20 protein-coding genes are annotated in these 22,479 nt (G+C 34.5%); 17 read left to right on the top strand and 3 right to left on the bottom strand.

What is annotated here, in order from left to right; genetic code table 11:
* Positions 1-10 precede the first annotated feature (10 nt).
* A complete protein-coding gene (gene rpsD, locus NSQ89_RS15575; protein WP_047941829.1) occupies positions 11-613 on the bottom strand; it encodes a 30S ribosomal protein S4 in 603 nt (200 codons plus the stop codon).
* A 716-nt stretch (positions 614-1,329) separates the two neighbouring features.
* On the opposite strand from rpsD, the gene NSQ89_RS15570 reads away from it, so the two are divergent.
* On the top strand, positions 1,330-3,204 hold the full coding sequence (locus tag NSQ89_RS15570) for a sensor domain-containing diguanylate cyclase (protein WP_341132895.1): 1,875 nt from the start codon (positions 1,330-1,332) through the stop codon (positions 3,202-3,204).
* An 85-nt stretch (positions 3,205-3,289) separates the two neighbouring features.
* On the opposite strand, the gene NSQ89_RS15565 is transcribed toward NSQ89_RS15570, so the two are convergent.
* Positions 3,290-3,772, bottom strand: coding sequence for a GAF domain-containing protein (locus NSQ89_RS15565; protein WP_047941831.1), 483 nt, complete (start codon positions 3,770-3,772; stop codon positions 3,290-3,292).
* Between the two features lie 226 nt (positions 3,773-3,998).
* Between NSQ89_RS15565 and refZ the strand changes: the two genes are divergently transcribed.
* Entirely contained in the window at positions 3,999-4,625 is a 627-nt protein-coding gene (gene refZ, locus NSQ89_RS15560; protein ID WP_047941832.1) for a forespore capture DNA-binding protein RefZ, read from the top strand.
* Here refZ and hisJ read toward each other — a convergent pair.
* Positions 4,608-5,414: a histidinol-phosphatase HisJ gene (hisJ, locus tag NSQ89_RS15555; RefSeq protein ID WP_047942138.1), complete on the bottom strand. Its 807-nt coding sequence runs from the start codon at positions 5,412-5,414 to the stop codon at positions 4,608-4,610. The two genes, refZ and hisJ, sit on opposite strands and share 18 nt — an antisense overlap.
* A gap of 406 nt (positions 5,415-5,820) precedes the next feature.
* Between hisJ and ezrA the strand changes: the two genes are divergently transcribed.
* The 15 genes from ezrA (at position 5,821) to NSQ89_RS15480 (ending at position 22,460) form a co-directional block, all read left to right on the top strand.
* A complete protein-coding gene (gene ezrA / locus NSQ89_RS15550) occupies positions 5,821-7,524 on the top strand; it encodes a septation ring formation regulator EzrA (RefSeq protein ID WP_341132894.1) in 1,704 nt (567 codons plus the stop codon).
* A 380-nt stretch (positions 7,525-7,904) separates the two neighbouring features.
* The gene (locus tag NSQ89_RS15545; RefSeq protein ID WP_061798746.1) at positions 7,905-9,050 is read left to right on the top strand and encodes a cysteine desulfurase family protein; all 1,146 of its coding nucleotides are present in this window, start codon (positions 7,905-7,907) and stop codon (positions 9,048-9,050) included.
* The gene (gene thiI, locus NSQ89_RS15540) at positions 9,047-10,255 is read left to right on the top strand and encodes a tRNA uracil 4-sulfurtransferase ThiI (RefSeq protein WP_341132893.1); all 1,209 of its coding nucleotides are present in this window, start codon (positions 9,047-9,049) and stop codon (positions 10,253-10,255) included. Before NSQ89_RS15545 ends, thiI begins: the two co-directional genes overlap by 4 nt.
* A 121-nt stretch (positions 10,256-10,376) precedes the next feature.
* Positions 10,377-10,583 (top strand): alpha/beta-type small acid-soluble spore protein, encoded by a 207-nt coding sequence (locus NSQ89_RS15535; protein ID WP_031534962.1) that lies wholly within the window; start codon positions 10,377-10,379, stop codon positions 10,581-10,583.
* A 245-nt stretch (positions 10,584-10,828) separates the two neighbouring features.
* Entirely contained in the window at positions 10,829-12,406 is a 1,578-nt protein-coding gene (gene mbcS, locus NSQ89_RS15530; RefSeq protein ID WP_341132892.1) for an acyl-CoA synthetase MbcS, read from the top strand.
* A gap of 93 nt (positions 12,407-12,499) precedes the next feature.
* A complete protein-coding gene (locus NSQ89_RS15525) occupies positions 12,500-14,098 on the top strand; it encodes an amidohydrolase (protein WP_061798742.1) in 1,599 nt (532 codons plus the stop codon).
* 108 nt (positions 14,099-14,206) lie between these two features.
* Positions 14,207-15,133, top strand: coding sequence for an EamA family transporter RarD (gene rarD, locus NSQ89_RS15520; protein WP_061798739.1), 927 nt, complete (start codon positions 14,207-14,209; stop codon positions 15,131-15,133).
* Positions 15,134-15,238: 105 nt separating this feature from the next.
* A complete protein-coding gene (gene sppA, locus NSQ89_RS15515) occupies positions 15,239-16,252 on the top strand; it encodes a signal peptide peptidase SppA (protein WP_095258035.1) in 1,014 nt (337 codons plus the stop codon).
* A 12-nt stretch (positions 16,253-16,264) separates the two neighbouring features.
* Complete coding sequence (locus tag NSQ89_RS15510) at positions 16,265-16,828, top strand: RDD family protein (RefSeq protein WP_047941840.1); 564 nt, start codon at positions 16,265-16,267, stop codon at positions 16,826-16,828.
* Between the two features lie 199 nt (positions 16,829-17,027).
* Positions 17,028-17,714 carry a DUF2953 domain-containing protein gene (locus NSQ89_RS15505; protein ID WP_047941841.1) on the top strand — a complete coding sequence of 229 codons (687 nt, stop codon included), beginning with the start codon at positions 17,028-17,030 and terminating at the stop codon, positions 17,712-17,714.
* Positions 17,715-17,733: 19 nt separating this feature from the next.
* Positions 17,734-18,186, top strand: coding sequence for a GerW family sporulation protein (gene ytfJ / locus NSQ89_RS15500; protein WP_047941842.1), 453 nt, complete (start codon positions 17,734-17,736; stop codon positions 18,184-18,186).
* A gap of 166 nt (positions 18,187-18,352) precedes the next feature.
* Entirely contained in the window at positions 18,353-18,853 is a 501-nt protein-coding gene (gene tpx, locus NSQ89_RS15495) for a thiol peroxidase (RefSeq protein WP_047941843.1), read from the top strand.
* 141 nt (positions 18,854-18,994) lie between these two features.
* Complete coding sequence (locus tag NSQ89_RS15490) at positions 18,995-19,978, top strand: class I SAM-dependent methyltransferase (protein ID WP_061798736.1); 984 nt, start codon at positions 18,995-18,997, stop codon at positions 19,976-19,978.
* A 270-nt stretch (positions 19,979-20,248) separates the two neighbouring features.
* A complete protein-coding gene (locus NSQ89_RS15485; protein ID WP_047941845.1) occupies positions 20,249-21,439 on the top strand; it encodes an acetate kinase in 1,191 nt (396 codons plus the stop codon).
* A 184-nt stretch (positions 21,440-21,623) separates the two neighbouring features.
* Entirely contained in the window at positions 21,624-22,460 is an 837-nt protein-coding gene (locus tag NSQ89_RS15480; RefSeq protein ID WP_341132891.1) for an EcsC family protein, read from the top strand.
* Positions 22,461-22,479: the final 19 nt, after the last annotated feature.

Here is a 22,479-nt window from a genome sequence, read left to right as displayed (position 1 = left end):
AGCAATTCTATTAACGAGAATAGAACTCAACGATAAGAGCTTCGTTAATTTCAGCTGGTAATTCAGAACGTTCTGGTAAACGAGTGAATGTACCTTCTAATTTATCTGCATCAAAAGTTAAGAAATCAGGTACGAAGTTATTTACTTCTACTGCTTCTTTAACAACTTCAAGGTTGCGAGATTTTTCACGTAAAGTGATAGTTTGACCAGCCTTAACGCGGTATGATGGGATATCAAGACGTTTGCCATCTACTAAGATATGACCATGGTTAACTAATTGACGTGCTTGACGACGAGTACGAGCTAAACCTAAACGGTAAACAACGTTATCTAGGCGAGTTTCTAATAAGATCATGAAGTTTTCACCATGCTTACCAGCCATTTTACCTGCGATATCAAAAAGATTACGGAACTGACGTTCGTTCACACCATACATGTGACGAAGTTTTTGTTTTTCTTGTAATTGTAAACCGTATTCTGATAATTTTTTACGTTGGTTTGGACCGTGTTGTCCTGGAGCGTAAGGGCGTTTATCTAACTCCTTACCTGTTCCACTTAAAGAAATACCAAGACGACGAGAAAGTTTCCAGCTTGGACCTGTATAACGAGCCATAATTGACTCCTCCTTCATGTTTTTATTTGGTAAAATAAAAACAGATGTAACATTTCTTTTTGATTATTTTGTCTTCCTGTACCTTCGCCCTAGCAGCCAAGGGTTACCCAATACACCATCAAATTAATATTTGAGGAACAAAATAAGACAAAAAGTGTTTACATATGCTGCGCTATTTTACACAAAGAATATTATATGTTTTTTATAGGTGAAAAGTCAAGTAGTATTTGCTGATAGGTTACTATCAGGAAAAATTTTAGAATATCACTTATATTTTTTTCTACCTATTTATTGCCAATATGATATAATTAGTATAATTTAACTAGATTTATACATTTAGGTGATATTTCCCAGAAATCACTTGTTCATATACATATTTTCATGAAAAGCCTATTGTGTTGTAATGCTTTGAAGGCTTTTATGAGTAATATTCCTCCTGTTTGAATAGGTATATATTATAAGTAATTAGAACTGTTTTTGTTTTTAGCATTATTAGTTTACGTCCTCAAAGAAATTATTTCCCTGTTTTTAATTATGTGGTTTGTTTCTCAGAAATTTGTTTACGATTGAATTCCAAAACTATATTTATTATTGAATAACTAAAATGGATGGAATTTATTTACGACGAGATGGAATATATTGGTTTATTTTGTCTAGCTAAAAATAGGAATAAATAATCAAAGAAAGAATAGTTAGGTGAATTAGGTGATAAATACATGGACTTCCTTGGCCACCAAAAAATAATAATGTTAAAAAGTCGTTTTTTTGATTTATATAGTATGAAAGTGATAAATGAAAACATCGGCATCATCATGCAAGCAGCACTTGAAGCAATCCAAGAAGTACTTGGTGCCGTTGAAGTAACTTTATATTCTATCGAAGAATGGAATGCGAATTGGACGATTGTGTCTTCAACTGTAATAAAGAATTGCAAGGAGCAGGCTGTTTATCTGAATGAAGACATATCTTTTCTATGTGAATATAAATTCTCTCGAACTTCTATAAAAGATGATTCGGTACATGATTATATGTTGTTAGCACTTAAGAACAAGGAAAAAGAACAAGTTGATTATATTTTAGCAATTAAAATGAAGAAGGAACTATTGGATGACCCCCATGGAGAGAGTCTTTTGTTTGATATGGCAGGTAAAGAAGTTGGAATCTTTTTTACAAACATGCAGAATATTGTGGATACAATGAAAGAAAAAAAGAAATACAAGCAGTTATTTAAAGTGACGGAGAAGTTTCATTCATCCATGATGATGGAAGACGTATTAAGAGAAGTTATCTTCACTTTAAAGGAAGTTTACCCATTCTATCATTATTTTCTTCTGCTTTCCCATGATAACAATAGTCCAACAGATTTACCAGTTAAGGACTTAGAATACAATGGCGAAAATATGGCTGCAATGGAGGCTTATGTTACAGCTGAATTACAATTCGAAAACTTGAAAGGGGAAAAAAGTTCGGTTATCTATGCACCTTTGAAAGGAAAACAAGGTGTATATGGCGTTTTGCAAATTATTGTTCCGAATGCAATCTCCTTTCCGAAAAACGAAGTGGAATTTATTTCTTTATTAGCTAATACAGCAGGAGGGGCTTTGGAAAATGCTCAGTTATATCAACAATCTAAAAAATTAGTTACTGATTTGCAACTAATTAATGAGGCTTCTCATCAATTAAATTCCAATTTACGTTTAAATGAAATGATGAACTATATTTGTGAAAGAATATCTGCTAGTTTTGATGCAAAAGAAGTAGGATTTATCTTATTTTCACTTGAAAACAATTCTACAAAAGTGCTGTCCGGGAGCTCCTCTTTCTTTTTTAATCAAGAATCACAGCAATATATTAAATATGTTAAAGAAAAAATTCAGATCGAGAAAGATTCTCTGTTTCTAGGAGATTTTAGTATGCAGCTTGAGGGAGCACGATATAAATCCATTATGGCTGTGCCAATGATGCAGACAGGTGTATTAAAGGGGGTTGCGATTGTCATACATCCTTCTGCCTATCATTTTTCTTTTGATACATTTAAACTATTACAATCATTGATTCATCATTCTACCCTTGCCTTAACCAATTCTTTGTTAAGAGAAGAATTAGAAAAAATGGTTGTTACAGATCATTTAACAAAATTATATTCAAGAAATTATTTGGATGAAAAAATCCAAATGTCTTTACTGGAAGATAAAGAAGGAACGTTTATTTTAATCGATATTGATGATTTTAAATTGATAAATGACACATATGGTCATCAAATTGGCGATGATATTATTATTCAGGTAGCGAATATTATAAAAGATAATATTCGAAGTTCTGATATTGGCTCTAGATGGGGGGGAGAGGAATTAGCTATTTACCTCCCTAGAGTTCCTCTCTCTTTAGGTGTAACTATTGCAGAAAGATTAGTAAAAAAGGTAAGGAGAAATTCTAAACCAGCAGTAACCATTTCATGCGGGGTTGCTTATTGGAATAAACAAAGTAATGATACGTATCATACTCTTTTTAAGCGTGCTGATAAAGCCTTGTATACGGCAAAAGAAACAGGAAAAGATAAGGTTATCATTCAAAATACTCTTCTTATTTAGAGAATAAAAGGGTGTTTTACCTTTCTCCAGAGGAAAGATAAAACACCTTTTTTGCAAGCTGACAATAACAAAATTATTCCTATTATTATAAATACTTAACTAAAGTAGAAGCGAATAATTCTAAGTATTTTTGATCCAATTCATCAAATCGATTCTTTTCTGGGGAATCGATATCAAGCACTCCAATTAATGTGCCATCTTCTTTTACTAATGGGATTACAATTTCGGATTGAGAAGCGGCATCACACGCAATATGGCCAGGGAATTGATGGACATCTTCAACTCTTACTGTTTCTTTATTGTGAGCGGCTGTACCACAAACCCCTCTCCCAAATGGAATTCGAACACAAGCAGGTAATCCTTGGAATGGTCCAAGAACTAGTTCATTTTCTTCCACTAGATAAAAACCCACCCAATTGATGTTTTGCAAAAATTGATTCAATAATGCGGATGCATTAGAAAGATTCGCAATAGCATTATGTTCTCCCTCTAATAAAGCACGTAATTGCTTTTCAACTAATTGATACTGTTGTTCACGGTTACCATTATATGTTTCGACACTAAACATGTATATCACCAATCTTTCTCGTTTTAAATGTGTTTTTTTGACGATAAATACAGAAGAATCCAGCACTTTGTCGGAAGGTTTTTAAAGGATTCTTTCCGCTGATAAAGAAATTGTAATTAAATAGAAAACGATTGTCTTCATAAAAACAGTCTTTCTCAATTATATAGAAGTTTTTATTATTCAACCATACTTTTTAATGATTCGCAACAGAAAAGAGGTAGACTAGATGAAAGAAATTTCAACAAGGGATGCCATTGTAGAAGCAGCCATTTCTTTATTTAATCAAAAAGGCTATCATGGTACTTCTATACGTGATATTGCTGGATTAGCAAATGTAAATATTGCCAATATATCGTATTATTTCAATGGGAAACAAGGATTATTAGAGTATTGCTATATGAACTTTTTTGAAACGTATTTAGAACTGCTTGAAGAAGTATTTCTCCAGTCTGATAGTCCAACAGAGAAATTAAAAAAAATGGTGGATTGCATTATTTCCTATCAATGTAAAAATCCACAGCTGACAAGATTTGTTTTACGAGAGGTATCCATCGATTCCCAAGTTGTAAGAGAAATAATGTCCACCTATTATGTGAAAGAAAGATATATTTTTACGCAAATCCTTGAAAAGGGGATCGAGAGCAAAGAATTTAGAAAACAATCTATTTCTTATAGTATCATTCAATTAAAAGGACTACTCTCGATGCCCTTTATACACTCTTATTATGTGACCGAGGTTCTTCATATTTTTCTAAATGAGGACTACTTTAAAAGAAAGTATATAGAAGAGATCCACCGATGGATTCGCGATGTTGTTTGTTTGAACGAAAAAGAATTATTGATTATTCCATAACATAACGTCCCAGCCTTGCCCTAAATCTTTTGCCTGATGAGCATCAGATCCATATACTAAAGGGATTTGACGGTTTATCGCTTCCTTGACAATCCACTTAGGAGGATATGGTTCTTTGCAATATGGCTTATTTACGCCTGCCCCATTATAATCCAGTTCATATCCATGGCTTTTCACTTCATCTAAAATGGTGAAAATAATGGTTTGAAAGTTCTGCTCCTGGGGATAAAGCTGCTGGAATTTATGTATAAGGGTGATATGGCCTAGTCGTTTTGGCTTGGCTGGGCCTAGATCTGCTTTAATCGATTTAAGAAGTGTTTGATAGTAGCAGTCATATAGTCTTGAAACTCCCCCATACTGTTTCACCATATGTCCAAAATACTCAGGACTATAATCCACACAATCATAGCGATTAGATAATGGATCTTTCAAAAAGTGAACACTTAGGATACTGTCGTCCAAAAAATGTCCCCATTCAGCTAGAAAATCTTTTATTTCTAGTTCGAATCCTTCTATATAATCAATCTCGAGTCCTATATTGATCTTTATTCTTTCTTCATATTCTTTCTTGATATGCTGAACTTCCTTTAAGTAGAATGGCAGTGCTTCCAGCGTTATACTACTATCCTGTGTTGGTGTGGTATCGATAAAACCTTTTGGTAATGGCGCATGCTCTGTAAAAGTCATTTCCGTAAAACCGAGCATAATTGCTTGTTCAACGTATTGTCTAAGAGAATCCTTCGTTCCATGGGGGCAAAATGGTGTATGAATATGTCCGTCCTTCTTCAACGTAATTACCATCCTTTCTATTCCTTCTATATTCAATATATACTTAATTTAACAGCAAGGTAAATAAAGAAGTTTTCCTGCGTGTTTTTTTGAATTAATCCTTATATAATTAAGATAACTATCGAACTTTGAAAAAAGAATACAAAATTATGAAAAAAACGTAAAATAATAGTCAAAAATTGTCGTTTACATGTTATCATAAATACAAAGAATTTTACTTGCTTATAGGGAGACATCTCTTAATTTTTTTTCTTATTTTGTTATCGTACAGATTTGTTGAACCTATTTAGTTTTTTAGGGCATTTAATCCATTGTTGTTACTTACGGATTACTGCTGCTTAATTTTGATAAAAAATAGTGAAAATAGATACGGAATTATGGCCGGTGTATGAACAGGGGGCTTCAAATGAATTACATAATTGGAGGAATAGGGATAGTTATTTGCCTATTCGTAGCGGGATATTTTATTAAAAGAAAGTATTATAACGGAGTCGATGAATTAGAAAACTGGAAAATAAATATCATGAATCGTCCAGTACTGGAAGAACTCGCGAAGGTTAAACAATTGAATATGATTGGACAAACTGAAGAGTTATTTGAAAGATGGAGACAAGAATGGGACGATATCGTTACGGCTGAATTACCTGAAATTGAAGAGCTGCTTTTTGATACAGAGAGTTATATTGATAAATATAATTTTCCAAGAGCGAAGAAGACACAAGATATAATTCGGATGAAAATGGAAAGTGTGGATAAAAGAATTGATACACTATTAGAAGAGCTTAATAACCTTGTCGGTAGTGAAGAAAAAAACCGCACAGAAATGGAAGAACTAAAAGAATCCTATCGTGTCAGTAAAAAAAATCTTTTAGCCCATCGCCATACTTTTGGTGATACAGAGAAAAAGATTGAAACAATGCTTCAAGAAATAGCGGAATTATTTATTACTTATGAGGAGAAAACGAATAATGGAGATTATTTAGAAGCAAGAGAAATAGTCTATAAAATCCAAGATCGCTTATCTACTATTACTTATTTGATTGAAAAAATTCCTCCATTATTAATTGAATGTCAAACGAAGCTGCCTGAACAACTTGATGAGTTAAAAGATGGCTATGCAGATATGCTGGAGCAAGGATACATTTTAGAACATTTGCAGATGGATGAAGAAATAGCAAGTTTAACTAATGAACTTGCTTCCACAGAAACAGATTTAAAGGAAGGAAATGTGGAGGCCGTAGAGAAGGTTGTTTCTGAAATTCAGGATAAGCTAGATTTACTTTATGACTTATTAGAAAAAGAAGTGCTGGCAAAAAATTATTGCCATATCAATATGAATGCAACAAAAGAAATCTTAGCAGATGTGCAGCAAGGAAATGCGCAGCTTCAAGTCGAGGTTGGCTTGTTACAAAAGAACTATAATTTAGATAATGAAGATATTGAGCTTCAATTTAAGTTGGAGAAGAAATTAAATTTTCTATTCAAGCAATATGAAGTATTAGAGCATAAATTACTGACCGAATCTGCAGCACATACACTTTTGGGAGAAGAGTTAAAAGATTTAAAGGAACAGTTAGAAAGTGCCTCTTTAGAACAAAAAGCACTATTTGAAAAGCTGCATGCTCTTCGTAAAGACGAAGTTTCTGCCCATAATCGCTTAAGAGAATTAAGTAAACAAGTGGCAGATGCGGTAAGAAGCGTGACAAATAGCAATTTGCCAGGTGTCACAGAGGAATACAATCAACTAATGCAAGAAGCAAAAGAGAGTATTGATCAAGCAAAAAGAATGCTAGAACATACGCCATTAAATATGGTTGAAGTGAAAAAGATAATTGATGTGACCAAAGAAAAAGTGACAATGCTAGTAAATGTAACAATTGAATTGGTTGAAACAGTTTATTTAGCAGAGAAAATTATTCAATATGGAAACAGGTATCGTCGTAAATATCAAAAAGTCCATCAAGGTTTATTAGAAGCAGAAGCTCATTTTAGACACTATCGCTATAAAGAAGCATTGCAATATGCAGCAGCCACCATCGAAGAAATAGAGCCAGGCAGTATGAATAAAATCGAAGCTTGGTCAAATGAATGGAAAGAAAATCAACATTAGAAAGCTAATGCAATATGTGCAAAAAAGTCTGAGGAAATAAACTCAGACTTTTTTTATGTAATGAAGAAATCATAGTAGCTTATCCGTGTATTTGCAAAAGTTTTAACATATGGTAGCATTATAAAGTAAAACTTTCATGGTGGGGCTTATTACCTAAATGTAATGGGCATCTGTTGTGAAGTGTTCGACTTATCGGATATCCTGTCAAAGAACATAAAAAAGCAGTTGCAGTTTTCAATCGATAAATACTCTTTTAAAAGGAAACTACCTTCTAGAAAAGATTTTGTTTTTATGATGTGATACAGCAAAATGGCTGTTAATAAATATATCCATTTAACTAAGTAAAGTTAACTTTTTTAAGGAAAGGAACTCCCGATGTAATGATCTATATAGATAATAGTGCTACAACTAAACCTTTTTCAGAAGTTCTTGATGCATATACTACTGTATCTCAAAAGTATTTTGGGAATCCATCCTCGATCCATGGGATAGGAATGGAAGCGGAGAAATTACTAATACAGGCAAGGGAACAAATTGCTGAGCTCTTAGAAGTAAAAAGTAATGAAATATTTTTTACTTCAGGAGGAACGGAAGGGAATAATACTGTTTTAAAAGGGATAGCGCGTACATTTAAAGGAAAAGGAAATCATATAATAACGACAACTATTGAACATGATTCTATTCACAAGGTAATGGAACAATTAGAAGAAGATGGATTTACTATTACGTATGTACCCGTTAATGAATATGGACAAGTTTCTGCAGAGGATATAATCAAACAGATTCGTAAAGAAACCATCCTTGTCTCGGTGATGCATGTTAATAATGAAGTAGGTTCAATTCAGCCGATTGAAGAAATAGGCAGGTTTTTATCTAATTATCCGCATGTTTTTTTTCATGTGGATGGCGTTCAAGGAATTGGAAAGCAGCCAATTTCTTTAAAGAAAGCAAATATAGACGCTTATACGATTTCAGCTCATAAATTTCATGGACTTAAAGGAAATGGCGTTCTATATATAAAAGAAGGTAAAAGGATTCAACCGCTATTAGCAGGTGGTGGTCAAGAAAATGCTTTTAGAAGTGGGACCGAGAATGTAGCTGGAGCAGTAGCAACTGCCAAGGCATTACGAATGCAGCTACAAAATCAAAAAAAGAAAATGTCTGTCCTAACACAGATAAATCTTTATTTGCGTGAACAGCTAGCTAGAATAGATGGTGTCTCTATCCATTCGCCAGCTCTAGGAAAAAGTGTGCCCCATATTCTTAATTTCTCTATTGAAGGAATAAAAGCAGAGGTATTTGTTCATGCGTTAGAAGAACGTGATATTTATATTTCTACAACGAGTGCATGTTCCTCCAAAACTAATAAAGTTAGTAAGACATTATTAGGTATGGGTGTATCCGAACAAATTGCTGAAAGCTCTTTTCGAATTAGTTTTTCGTATGCAAACACAATGGAAGAAATGGAAAAAGTAGTGGCTGCTATACAAGATATCAAAGAATGGTTGAGAGGTGTAATGAAATGAAATATGATCGTATTTTAATACGCTATGGGGAACTATCAACAAAGGGAAGAAATAGAAAACAATTTGTAGATAAATTAAGACGGACAATCGCCAAGGCTTTAGAGGCGTTTCCAGCTGTGTCTATTGAAGCAAAAAGAGAAAGAATGTATGTATTATTAAATGGGGAAGATGTGGAGGAGATTTCCAAAGTTCTTAAAAATATCTTTGGCATTCAATCTTTTAGTCCTGCAATAAAGCTAGAAAGAGATATCGAAATAATCAAAGCGGCTGCTTTAGATATTGTTACTTCTTTATATGAGGAAGGATCTACTTTTAAAATAAGTGCTCGACGTGCAGACAAAGGGTTTGAACTTGATACTAATGAAATAAATCAGGCGATTGGTGGTCATTTATTAAAAAATATCCTTGGTTTAAAAGTAGATGTTAAAAACCCTGATATAAATGTCCAAATTGAAGTCAGAACAGAAGCGATCTATCTTTCCTGTGAAAATATAGCAGGAGCAGGAGGATTACCTTCAGGAACAAGTGGAAAAGCGATGTTGATGTTATCTGGAGGATTGGATAGTCCGGTAGCTGGATACTTGTCCATGAAAAGGGGATTAGAAGTAGAGGGAGTACATTTCTTTAGTCCGCCATTTACTAGTGAAAGAGCTAAACAAAAGGTAATTGATATTTCGGAGAAACTGGCTCGTTTTAACGGACATTTTGTCTTGCATATTGTTCCATTTACGACAATCCAGCAGTTGATTCATAAACAAATTCCAGAGAACTATACGATGACTGCAACACGAAGAATTATGTTAAGAATCACAGACGAAATTCGGAAAAGACAAGAAGCACTAGCTATCATTACGGGTGAGAGCTTAGGTCAAGTGGCGAGCCAAACGTTAGAAAGTATGTATGCAATCAATGACGTGACAAATACTCCTATTTTAAGACCTTTAATAACAACAGATAAAAAGGAAATTATTGAATGGGCAAAGAAAATTGATACCCATGATATCTCCATTCGTCCATATGAGGATTGTTGTACAGTATTTGTACCTTCTTCTCCAAAAACAAAACCGAAAAAGGAAAAAATACAGTATTACGAAAGCTTTACTGATTTTGAGCCTTTGATTGAAGAAGCAGTCAAAAATGTGGAAACGATAATCCTGAAAAGAGAAGAAAATAAAATAAACACAGAAATGGATTCCCTTTTCTAAGTGGAGCATCATAACTTTTGCTAACAAAAATCCCCAATATTTTTGTGAAGAATTACCAGTAATTAAAACGAATGAATGCCATGTGTATTACACATTCTATTATCACAAGGAGGTGATACACATGGCAAGCAGCAACAATTCAAATCAATTATTAGTACCTGGAGTTTCTCAAGCTCTAGATCAAATGAAATATGAAATCGCTACTGAGTTTGGTGTAAACTTAGGTGCTGAAACAACTTCTCGCGCTAACGGTTCAGTTGGTGGTGAAATCACTAAACGTTTAGTTCAAATGGCTGAGCAACAATTAGGCGGCGGTTTCTCTAAATAATTGAATAAAATGGCTACAAAGAGCAAGGTGTTATGCCTTGCTCTTTTCTTTACGATATTTTTATAAAAAGAAACACTTTATCATTTTGCAGAGTGAGTTTCTATTGAACTTTCATGTAGATTTTAGAGTAATTCTTTGAAAAACTATCAAATTCCTAGTGCTTTGAAATTTAAATAATTTAAAAAATACAAATGGGGTAGTATAATGGGTTAAGTATTTACAATTAGAATCAGGAGGAATAGGTTATGAAGACGGAAGATTTAATAGCTCCCAAACAATATAATTTTGTTTCGGAGATTGAGAAATTTGCCCAGAATCCAGATAGGCTAGCGTTGAAATGGGAGAACGAAGAAGGCGAAACAAAAGAAGTTACATATTCCTCTTTAATGAAAGCAGCAAATAGAATAGGAAATGTATTTAAGGATGAAGGGTTACAAAAAGGAGATGTCGTGCTTGTTATTGTTCCACGAATAATAGAAGCATATCAAGTATATTTAGCAGCTTTAAAACTAGGGTTAACGATTTTACCAAGTTCTGAAATGCTGCGGGCCAAAGATTTGCAATACCGGATCAAGCATGGAGACGTAAAAGCAGTTGTTAGTTATTATCCTTTCATAGGCGAATTAGAACTAGTAGAAGATATACATATGATTAAACGCTTTGTGCTGGGAGAAGGAAAAGAAGGCTGGATGCATTTAGATGCAAGAGCAGAAGATGTTTCTGACGAGCTGCAGTTAGCTCCTACATTGAAAACAGATACGGCTTTTATTTCCTATACTTCAGGAACAACGGGGAATCCAAAAGGTGTTGTACATACGCATGGATGGGCATATGCTCATCTAAGAACAGCTGCTCCAAATTGGCTCTGTATTGAAGAAGGAGATTTAGTGTGGGCAACAGCAGGACCTGGATGGCAAAAATGGGTATGGAGTCCTTTATTATCAGTATTAGGATCTGGAGCAATTGGACTTGTTTATCATGGACGATTTAATCCAGAAAAATATTTACAACTTTTGGAGAAATATGAAGTGAATGTTTTCTGTTGTACACCAACAGAGTATCGTCTAATGGCGAAAGTGGAGGATATTCATAAGTATCAATTAAACCAATTACGAAGTGCTGTTTCTGCTGGCGAACCATTAAACAGGGAAGTAATTGATGTATTTAAAGAACATTTCCACCTAGATGTACGTGATGGATATGGACAAACAGAAAATACATTATTAGTTGGGATAACAAAAGGAGTCGAATTAAGACCTGGCTCCATGGGAAAACCAACACCAGGAAATTTGGTGGAAATCATCAATGAAGATGGTGAAATTTGTTCAGTTGGTGAAGTTGGAGATATAGCAGTTCACAAAGATACGCCAGCGTTGTTTAAGGAATATTTAAAAGAACCAGAAAGAACACAAAATCAATTTCGCGGGGAGTATTACGTCACAGGGGATCGTGCGAGAAAAGATGAAGATGGTTATTATTGGTTCGAAGGTAGAAGAGATGATATTATTATCAGTTCTGGCTATACGATTGGACCATTTGAAGTGGAAGATGCTCTTGTTAAACATAAAGCGGTGAAAGAATGTGCGGTCGTAGCAAGTCCAGATCCAATAAGAGGGAATGTTGTGAAGGCATTTGTCGTTCTTAGAGATGGAATGGAAGGAAACGAGGAATTAACGAAAGAGCTGCAATCCCATGTCAAGAAATTAACGGCTCCTTATAAATATCCTCGTAAAATAGAATTTATGAATGAGCTGCCAAAAACAACTTCAGGTAAAATTAGACGAGTTGAATTAAGAGAGAATGAAAAAAATAGAAAGTACTAAAACAGTATATTGAATTGAAGCAGGGAGACAAAAAGGGCACTTTTAAGAGTGTCCTTTTTGTAAAAAGAAAAGTGAAAATGGGGAGGGATTGACGTGAGAAAACTTATTTATGGTGGGAAAATATATACACTTAAAGAAGAAGGAGATCTGGTAGAAGCTATTTTAACAGATGGACAATATATAGTAGACTATGGTGATAAGGAATATTTGTTAGAAAAACATGGAGAAAGCATAGAGGAAGAAATAGACTTAAAAGGTGATGTGCTTCTACCAGGTTTTGTTGATAGTCATATGCATTTAATTGGTCACGGAGAAAAACTTTTAAGACTAAATTTATCTGCTTGCACCTCGAAAGAGGAAGCTTTACAAATGCTAGCTAGTTATGCAAAGGATATTAAAGAAGGCGAATGGGTTATCGGAGATGGTTGGAACGAAAACATGTGGCCTGAACAGAAAGTCCTGACAGCTAAGGACATTGATCAACATGTTCCCAATCATCCCGTTCTCCTTAACCGAATATGCAAGCATGCGATTGCGGTGAATTCATATGCTTTGAAGATTGCCAATATTACAAATGATACACCAGTTCCATTTGGTGGAGTTATCGAGAAGGATGAATTAGGCAACCTTAATGGCGTATTTAAAGATCAAGCTCAAGAATTAATCACAAGTGTTCTACCAAAAGTAACAGACGAATATGTGGAGAATGCATTACGAGCAGGAATTAAAGATGCTTACCGATTAGGCCTTACTGGAGCTCATACAGAAGACTTAAATTACTATCATGGATATAAAGGAACATATCAGTCCTTTAAAAAAGTAATAGAAGAAGAGGGCAATCTATTTAGAGCTCATCTGCTTGTGCACCATGAAGTGTTTGAAGAGATGAAAGAAGATGGTGGGAAATACTTAGGTGGTTCCGAATGGGTAGAGTTTGGTAGCATGAAAATATTTGCAGATGGCGCTTTCGGAGGAAGAACCGCCTTTTTAAGTAGACCGTATCATGATGATCCTTCGACAAATGGAGTAAGTATTTTTACCCAAGAAACGTTAGATGACCTAGTAGCAAAGGCAAGAGAAAAAGAAAATCCGATTGCTGTACATGCCATTGGGGATGCTGCCTTTGAGATGGTGTTGAATGCTATTGAAAAGTATCCCTTGCAAGGGTCTGGGAGAGATCGTCTTATCCATGCAACCATGCTGCGCAAGGATTTAATCGAACGTATGAAGGGATTACCTTTAATATTAGATATCCAGCCTAGCTTTGTAGCTTCCGATTTCCCATGGGTTATCGATAGACTGGGAGAGGAAAATTTAGCATACTGTTATGCTTGGAAAACATTATTAGAAGAAGGATTGCATTGTGCAGGTGGTTCAGATGCTCCAATTGAAAATGTGAATCCTTTAGTAGGAATTCAAGCAGCAGTGACAAGATCTAACCAAGAGGATAAACAAGGAAAAGGATATATTCCCGGAGAGGCTTTGACGATTTATGAAGCAGTTTGCCTGTATACAAAAGGGAGTGCCTATGCTATTTGTCATGAAGAGGATCGGGGGAAGATTGAGAAAGGGTATGTAGCGGATTTTACGATTTTAAATATGGATATATTTCACGTGAACTCACATGAAATAGAGCAAATCGAAGTAACGAAAACTATTGTTGGAAATGAAATAATGTACGAACGTATTTAACAGAGGAAGTTAATCCATTACAAAGATTTCTAAAAAAGATTGATTGTCAACCTCCAAAAAAATGTATATAATATGGAATATTTCGATTATAGAAAGAAGCGATGAAAAATGGAGAAAAATAATGTTCGGATTGGGGTCATCTTTGCGGGGATTTCCTATTTAATATGGGGGCTGTTTCCGATATATTGGAAACATCTGCAAGGAGTAGGAGCAGATGAAATTCTTGCAAATAGAATATTTTGGTCGTTTATTTTTATGTGTATTTTACTTACTATTACACGGAAATGGACATTGTTTTTTCAAACACTACGATCATTTAAGTATCAAAAAAAACAGGCGATTATGCTATTTATAGCTTCTGTGCTAGTTAGTTGTAACTGGTTTATCTATATTTGGGCGGTAAATGCCAACAAAATAATCGAAACGAGTCTTGGGTATTATATAAATCCATTAGTAAGTGTATTATTAGGCATTTTTGTGATGAAAGAAAAATTATCGAAGATCCAGTATGTATCCGTACTATTAGCTGCAATCGGAGTTTGTATTATTACATTCGCCCATGGAGCCTTTCCTTGGATAGCAATATCTTTAGCAATGACATTTGGTTTATATGGCTTGGCAAAAAAATTAATCAAAGTTGATTCCGATGTAGGATTAACATTGGAAACCATGTTTATTACCCCATTTGCGCTCCTTTATATCGGTTATTTATTTGCAAAAGGGAATCATGCCTTTTTGGCTGTTTCAACCAGTTTAGACTTTTTGTTAATTATATCAGGCGTGTTGACAGCTGTTCCGTTATTATTTTTCGCTAAGGGAGCGCAGCGGATTCCTTTATCCATGCTAGGATTCATACAATACTTAACACCTACATTAACATTAATTCTTGGTGTATTTGTCTATCACGAACCATTTACAACGGCACACTTATTAGCATTTATATTTATTTGGTCTGCATTAACGATTTATTCTCTTTCACGAACAAAGCTATTTTCTTCAGCAAAAAAGAAAGAAGAAGCTAAAGGAATAGCATAAGAGAAAAATAATAAAATACTATAGTTGGAATTATGCATTTTTCTGAAACATTTTTCTTGGTAGAACGTAAAGGAAAGAGAACGAATATTAGGGGGTTTTGAGTGAATGAATGGAAAACGTTGGGCAGCTTTAGGCATAGCAGGTGTTATTTTTGCCTTCTCCATTATTACTAGTTTGGTATCAATAGCATTTACAACCGATGTGGAAGAGTTATTTGGACAATTTCTAGGTGAAGGTAAAGCGCCTTATGTAGAAGAATACATAGAGGATGGAAATATCGCTAATAAAATAGCAGTTTTAGAAGTGTCTGGAACGATACAGGATACTGGTGATGCGGATTCTCTTTTTTCAGCAGCTGGATATAACCATACTTCCTTTATGGAAAAGCTGGATTACATAAAAGAAGATCCAAGTGTAAAAGGGGTTATTTTGAAAGTGAACTCTCCAGGTGGAGGAGTAGTGGAAAGTGCGCAGATTCACGATAAAATAGTGGAAATTCAAAAGGAAGCTAAAATACCTGTTTATGTCTCAATGGGATCAATGGCAGCTTCTGGAGGTTATTATATTTCAGCCCCTGCTGATAAAATTTTTGCAAGTCCTGAAACATTAACTGGTTCGCTTGGTGTTATTATGAGTGGATATAATTTTGAAGGTCTAGCTGAAAAGTATGGTGTTGAATTTGTTACAATTAAAAGTGGTAAATACAAGGATATTATGAGTTCTACTAGAGAAATGACAGAGGAAGAAAGAGACATTTTACAACGATTAATTGATAATTCATATGCTGGTTTCGTTAAAGTCATCGCAGATGGACGAGGTATGAAAGAGGCAGAAGTGAAGAAAATCGCAGATGGTCGTATCTATGATGGAAGACAAGCGAAGGAATTAAATTTAATTGATGATTTTGGTTATTTTGATGATGTGGTAGAAAAGATGAAAGCAGACTATCAATTAAATGATGCTGCGGTTGTTAAGTATACGGACAATACTGGCTTTGGTTCCTTGTTTGGCATGACTGCGAAAAAATTAATAACAAGTGAGGATAAAGAATTAGCAAATATATTAAAAATCGTTACAAATGCTAACTCGCCTCGACTAATGTATTTATATGCAGAATAGGAGGGGAACTAATTGAGTAATGAACATGAAAAGTTGGAAACTGAAACTTCTTTAAAGGGAGAAACAGTGTCAGAATCTACTATTTCATATAAGGAAACAGTAGATAGGGATGAGCAGACACCAAATGTACCAAAAGAAAAGAAGTTGCCATTGGGGGAAGCTCCTTATGTGTATGCAGGATTCTGGATGCGCTTTTGGGCATATCTAGCAGATTTAATTATTGTTTCAAGTGTCAATCGAATTCTAATCTATCCGATTTTACGAATAGCCGATATCCCGTTATACGAATCAGGGATTTTCTCAACAGTAAACATTTGTACAGCTATTACGTTTTATTTATATTTTGTGTTAATGACAAAGTTTTTGAAACAAACATTAGGGAAAATGATTTTTGGATTAAAAGTTGTACCGATAAACAAAGAAAAACTAACATGGGATACTATTCTTTTCCGTGAGTGGATAGGTCGATTTATCTCTAGCAGCTTTTTCATTTTATATGCATTAGTTGCCTTCTTACCAAAGAAACAAGGACTTCATGATATATTTGCTGATACGGCAGTAGTACATGACCGATAACAAAAATGAGACGAGGATTGCAGTATTTTAACGAATATAGACCCGAACAATTATACGGAAATGGTAATTTTCGTATAATCGTTTGGGTTTTTTTATTGATTTTGTGAAACACGCTTTCTGGTAATTAACTGCAGACCTAGCATGTTTAATTTTGGCTGCTTTATCCAATAATAATAAGCTGAAGGGAAGTGTTGCCAAAATGAAAGTTCTTTTCATTCTAGCTATTATTATTGGTGCTTTTTTATTACTTCTACTATCTTTATGTTTTTTTAAATTAACGATACATATCCGCTATTACCATAAGAAAGATAACGATGATTTAAAAATAGAAGTTCGTGCGTTATTTGGAATTATTCGGTATAAGAAGACGATACCACTAATCAAAATAGATGAGGACTCTCCTTCATTAGTAATAGAAGAAGAAACAGAAATAACAGGCAAAAAAGAGACAATGGAGGATACGAAACAATTTTCTGGCTCAGATTTATTAAATTTTTTATCAAATTCCCAAGAGTTATTAAATCATGTTGTTCATTTTCACCGCATAGTAAGAGCGTTTTTAGCAAAACTAACAATAAAGAATATAGAATGGAGCTCCATTGTGGGCCTAGGAGATGCGGCGCATACAGGGATGGTTTCGGGTGCAATTTGGGCAGTAAAAGGCAGTATCATCGGAATGATGAGTAATTATATGAAGCTGCGTGATATGCCGAAAATAAATATCTATCCTCAATTTCAGGGAGTTGCCTCTGAAACATTATTTTCTTGTATGATTCAATTTCGGTTAGGGCATGCTATGATGGCAGGAATTAAACTGGTGAAATATTGGAAAGATGGTTTCCCTAATTTTAAAACAAATGAAACGTCTATCCAAAGTAAACAATAGACAATGGAGGAATAGGAAAATGTCAGATCATCCGATTCAAGGCTTAATGACAACTGCGATGGAAAATTTAAAAGAAATGATTGATGTCAATACGATTATTGGCGATCCTGTCGAAACACCAGATGGCAGCGTTATTTTAACTGTTTCTAAAGTTGGATTTGGATTTGCGGCCGGAGGGAGCGAATTTACGTTAGAGAATCATTCATTAAATGATTCTTTAACAAAGCATCCTTTTGGTGGAGGTAGCGGTGGTGGAGTTAGTATTACACCAATTGCATTTTTAATTGTAAATGCTCAAGGAGTAAAAATGGTCCACTTAGATGAAAGTACCCATCTTTATGAAAAAATCTTGGATATTGCTCCACAAGCTGTTGATAAAATTCAGCAAATGTTTGCCAAGAAAGATTTATCTTCTAATTCCAACAGTAGTGAAGGACAATCACAGCAACAAAAAGAAGATATTGAATTTTAATGTTCAGCAAACTGCGAATTTAATTGTTAGCAAAACGAGTTCACAAGAATCGGTGAGCTCGTTTCACTTTGCCTGTAAATATCCTTAAACAGTTCGTATTTTTTGCAAATAGTAGCAACTATCGATATGATGATAGTAATTACATATGAATATGGAGGAGAGACAAATGGCAAATGTAACATTTAAACATAATCCAGTCACACTGATTGGGAACGAAATTAAAGTTGGAGACAAAGCTCCCGAATTTACTGTATTAGCGAATGATATGTCAGAAGTGACTTTAGCTAGCTCAAAAGGAAAGATTCGTCTTTTTAGTGTAGTTCCTTCTGTTGATACAGGTGTGTGCGATGCGCAAACAAGAAAATTTAATGAAGAAGCTTCCAAGCTTGAAAATGTGGAAGTAATAACAGTAAGTGTCGATTTACCTTTTGCGCAAAGAAGATGGTGTGCAGCAAGTGGGTTGGAAAATGTTATTACCGTATCAGACCATAGAGACTTGTCTTTCGGGGAAGCATATGGTGTTGTGATGAAAGAATTGCGATTATTAGCACGTGCTGTTTTCGTAGTAGATGCTAATGATACGGTAACATACGTAGAATATGTAAGTGAAGGAAGCAATCATCCAAATTATGAGGCAGCAATCGCAGCAGTAAAAGAAGCTAATTAATTTGCCGAACGGCAGATAATACAATCGATTATCTGGTTAATTTCTTAACCGTATGATAAGCTAGAGTTTGGCCTTTTAAAAGGGACAGACTCTTTTTATTTGGTTTATTTTATAAGAAATCTATAATAATTAGGTGATAACATGAACATTTCTCCAGTAGAAGAATTATTTACAGTTTTTAATGAAACAGCATTGATTATACAAGAAGAACTAGAATATACGTATTTAGAATCTTTAGCTTTAACAGGAGAGAATATTTTTCAAGAAGCGATTTTACAGGAAGAGTTAAGTGAATTAAGTAAAAAAAGATTAAAAAAATCATATGAAACGATTCACTTGGCTAAATATTCAAAAGAGGAAATTCGTAAAGCATTTCAATTAGTCATTTTAAAAGGAATGAAAGAAAATACACAGCCTAATCATCAAATGACACCAGATTCAATTGGAATCCTCTTTGGTTATTTAGTACAAAAGTTTTATACGAGTGAAGAGCTTCGGTTATTAGATTTGGCAGTTGGGACAGGCAATCTATTAACAACTGTGATGAACCATCAAGTCGGTAAGAATATTGCAGCCTACGGTGTTGATATTGATGACTTGCTTTTACAGTTAGCATTAGTAAATGCGAATCTTCAGGAACAACCGATTGAATTTTTTAACCAAGATAGCTTAGAGCATTTGTTTATTGATCCAGTCGACGTTGTCGTAAGTGATTTACCAGTAGGGTATTATCCGAACGATATTCGTGCGAATGAATTTAAAGTGAAAGCGGAAGATGGGCATACATATGCACATCATTTGTTCATCGAACAAAGTATAAATTATGTTAAGCCTGGGGGCTATGCTTTCTTTGTTATTCCTAATAACTTATTTGAGTCAGAGCAAGCGGCTAAACTTCATGACTATATAAAAGAAGAAGTACACATACAAGCAATAATGCAATTGCCGGAAACGCTTTTCAAAAATAAACAGTCCGCAAAAAGTATATTGATTCTACAGAAAAAGGGGAATAATATAGTAGCACCAAAGCAAGTTTTACTTGCAAAAGTTCCAAGCTTCTCTAATATGCGTGCAATGGAACAAGTTTTAAGTGAATTGGACACATGGATACAAGCAAATAAGTAAGGATAATAATTTAAATTACGTTAAGTGTTATAAGACAGTTTCCTTTTATTATATAGAAGATAATCGGCGCAAATTTGTCTTTTTTTCGAAAAATCGACGAAAATCTAAAAAAAAATGAATAACTGGGCATAATGTGCTTGAAATGTTTCTAGTAGAATGTTTTAATGAAAAACTGAAAGAAGTAAATCTTGTCTGTTGTATGATTCGATCTGTTCAATGTCAGGCAAAGTAAATAAAAAGTTGTTATACAAAAGGGGAGTAAATCATTTTATGGCAAAAATAATTGCGATTAATGCTGGTAGTTCTTCACTAAAGTTTCAATTGTTCGAAATGCCAAGTGAAGAAGTAATTACAAAAGGTTTAATAGAGCGCATTGGATTAACTGATGCTGTATTTAATATCTCTGTCAACGGAGAAAAAATCAAGGAAGTTACAGAAATTCCTGATCATGATGTCGCTGTTAAGATTCTTTTAGGCAAATTAACAGAATTAGGCATTATCGCATCTTTAGATGAAATCGAAGGAATTGGCCATCGTGTTGTTCACGGCGGAGAAGAATTTGCTGATTCTGCAGTAATTACAGATGATGTAATTGGTAAAATTGATACTTTATCTGAATTAGCACCTTTACACAATCCAGCTAACTTAACTGGTATTCGTGCATTCCAACATGTATTGCCAAATGTTCCGGCTGTAGCTGTATTTGATACAGCTTTCCATCAAACAATGCCGGAAAAATCTTATTTATACAGCCTTCCATATGAATATTATGAGCAATATGGAATTCGTAAATATGGTTTCCATGGTACAAGCCATAAATACGTGTCTCAACGTGCTGCTGAATTATTAGGCCGTCCTATTGACCAATTACGCTTAATTTCATGTCACCTAGGAAATGGTGCTAGTATCGCAGCTATTGAAGGTGGAAAGTCTGTTGATACTTCAATGGGATTCACTCCTCTTGCAGGTGTTACAATGGGAACTCGTTCTGGTAATATTGACCCTGCGTTAATTCCATTTATCATGGAAAAAACAGATCAATCTGCTGATGAAGTATTACAAGTATTAAATAAGAAGAGTGGTCTTTTAGGAATCTCTGGTTTCTCCAGTGATTTACGTGATATTACAGAGCAAGCAAAAGAAGGCAACGATCGTGCGGAACTTGCATTGAGAATTTTTGCAGATAACATCCATAAATACATTGGATCATATGCATCTGGAATGAACGGTGTAGACGCAATTATTTTTACTGCTGGTATTGGTGAGAACAGTGAAATTGTTCGTGCTAGAGTTCTTCAAGGGCTTGAATTTATGGGAGTTTATTGGGATCCAACATTGAATAAAATCTCTGGTGAAGAGTCATTCATTAACTATCCACATTCTCCAGTAAAAGTAATGGTAATCCCAACAAATGAAGAAGTAATGATTGCAAGAGACGTTTGTAGATTAGCTGGTATTTAAGTTAAGCGTACAAAGGTCTAGGATGAAAAATTAGAAGACAATCTTTTTCGTAGCATAATGTACGAGAAAGATTGTCTTTTTCCTATAAAAAAAGGAATACTACTTGAATGGATAAATATATTGTCTTTTATTGGCTTCTTTTAGTAAAATAAGGAATGATTCTTATTATTTAGGGGGGGATTAAATGCTTACAAAAGCTGAAGCTTATTATTTGGATAAATTAGAGCAATGGGAAAATGAACGGAAAAGTGAACGATCCATCAAAATTCTCCATCTTTATTCTGATTACATAGATACTGGCTTATCCTATTTACCTGAATGGCAAAAACAAAAAATTGTACGATCATTTAATAATATCTTATTCCATCTTCATGCCATCTTAATTAATTCCACATTTCAACGAAACACCGCCCAAAAAATTATGCAGCAGGCAAGAGTACATAATGAATCCATCTTCACTTTAAGAGATATGACAAAATTGAGTATAGACCAATTACAATCCATTGCAGAAAAACTAATGGCTCATTACAGGATGCTTGCCTCGGTCCAAGGGGCTTTGGCTTCGAAGCATACTGGTTTTTTCATGGGCGATTTTCTCTCGATGCTTATTATTAATCTTCGATCCGTTCAGGTTCTTGCTTCGCTATATGGAAGACCAGCTGATAGTCCCAATGAAATCATGACGGCATTGAAAGTTTTCTGTGCAGGATGTTTGCCGCATGAGCAGCGAAAAGAAGCATGGAATGAGCTAATGGATGAATTAGAGCAAGAACAGCAAGGTTTCTTTTATGATGGAAAGGATGAAATAGTTCAGGAAAAGATGCTGCATTCTTTATTAAATGAGCTGATAAAGCTTTCATTTATCTTATTTTTTAAAAGGAAATCGAGTATGGCTGGTACCATAATAGGAGCAGCGGCGAATTACCATTTTACGAAAGAGATGACGGAATTGGCACATCATTTTTATCAAAAAAGCTATTTACTAAGTAAACGAGATGGAATTTATCCGTCTTTAAGATAAGTGTAGCAACCGGGACCAA

The sequence above is a fragment of the Niallia sp. FSL R7-0648 genome (genome assembly GCF_038007005.1).
GTDB classification, from domain to species: domain Bacteria; phylum Bacillota; class Bacilli; order Bacillales; family Cytobacillaceae; genus Niallia; species Niallia circulans.
This window is presented reverse-complemented; position numbering and strand designations above follow the sequence as displayed.

Coding starts and splice junctions, on each gene's coding strand:
- ytfJ (WP_047941842.1), top strand. CDS start 17,734: ATGTCAGATCATCCGATTCAAGGCTTAATGACAACTGCGATGGAAAAT.
- NSQ89_RS15505 (WP_047941841.1), top strand. CDS start 17,028: ATGAAAGTTCTTTTCATTCTAGCTATTATTATTGGTGCTTTTTTATTA.
- rarD (WP_061798739.1), top strand. CDS start 14,207: ATGGAGAAAAATAATGTTCGGATTGGGGTCATCTTTGCGGGGATTTCC.
- NSQ89_RS15535 (WP_031534962.1), top strand. CDS start 10,377: ATGGCAAGCAGCAACAATTCAAATCAATTATTAGTACCTGGAGTTTCT.
- NSQ89_RS15545 (WP_061798746.1), top strand. CDS start 7,905: ATGATCTATATAGATAATAGTGCTACAACTAAACCTTTTTCAGAAGTT.
- NSQ89_RS15570 (WP_341132895.1), top strand. CDS start 1,330: ATGGACTTCCTTGGCCACCAAAAAATAATAATGTTAAAAAGTCGTTTT.
- ezrA (WP_341132894.1), top strand. CDS start 5,821: ATGAATTACATAATTGGAGGAATAGGGATAGTTATTTGCCTATTCGTA.
- NSQ89_RS15485 (WP_047941845.1), top strand. CDS start 20,249: ATGGCAAAAATAATTGCGATTAATGCTGGTAGTTCTTCACTAAAGTTT.
- thiI (WP_341132893.1), top strand. CDS start 9,047: ATGAAATATGATCGTATTTTAATACGCTATGGGGAACTATCAACAAAG.
- tpx (WP_047941843.1), top strand. CDS start 18,353: ATGGCAAATGTAACATTTAAACATAATCCAGTCACACTGATTGGGAAC.
- sppA (WP_095258035.1), top strand. CDS start 15,239: ATGAATGGAAAACGTTGGGCAGCTTTAGGCATAGCAGGTGTTATTTTT.
- rpsD (WP_047941829.1), bottom strand. CDS start 613: ATGGCTCGTTATACAGGTCCAAGCTGGAAACTTTCTCGTCGTCTTGGT.
- NSQ89_RS15480 (WP_341132891.1), top strand. CDS start 21,624: ATGCTTACAAAAGCTGAAGCTTATTATTTGGATAAATTAGAGCAATGG.
- refZ (WP_047941832.1), top strand. CDS start 3,999: ATGAAAGAAATTTCAACAAGGGATGCCATTGTAGAAGCAGCCATTTCT.
- NSQ89_RS15490 (WP_061798736.1), top strand. CDS start 18,995: ATGAACATTTCTCCAGTAGAAGAATTATTTACAGTTTTTAATGAAACA.
- mbcS (WP_341132892.1), top strand. CDS start 10,829: ATGAAGACGGAAGATTTAATAGCTCCCAAACAATATAATTTTGTTTCG.
- NSQ89_RS15565 (WP_047941831.1), bottom strand. CDS start 3,772: ATGTTTAGTGTCGAAACATATAATGGTAACCGTGAACAACAGTATCAA.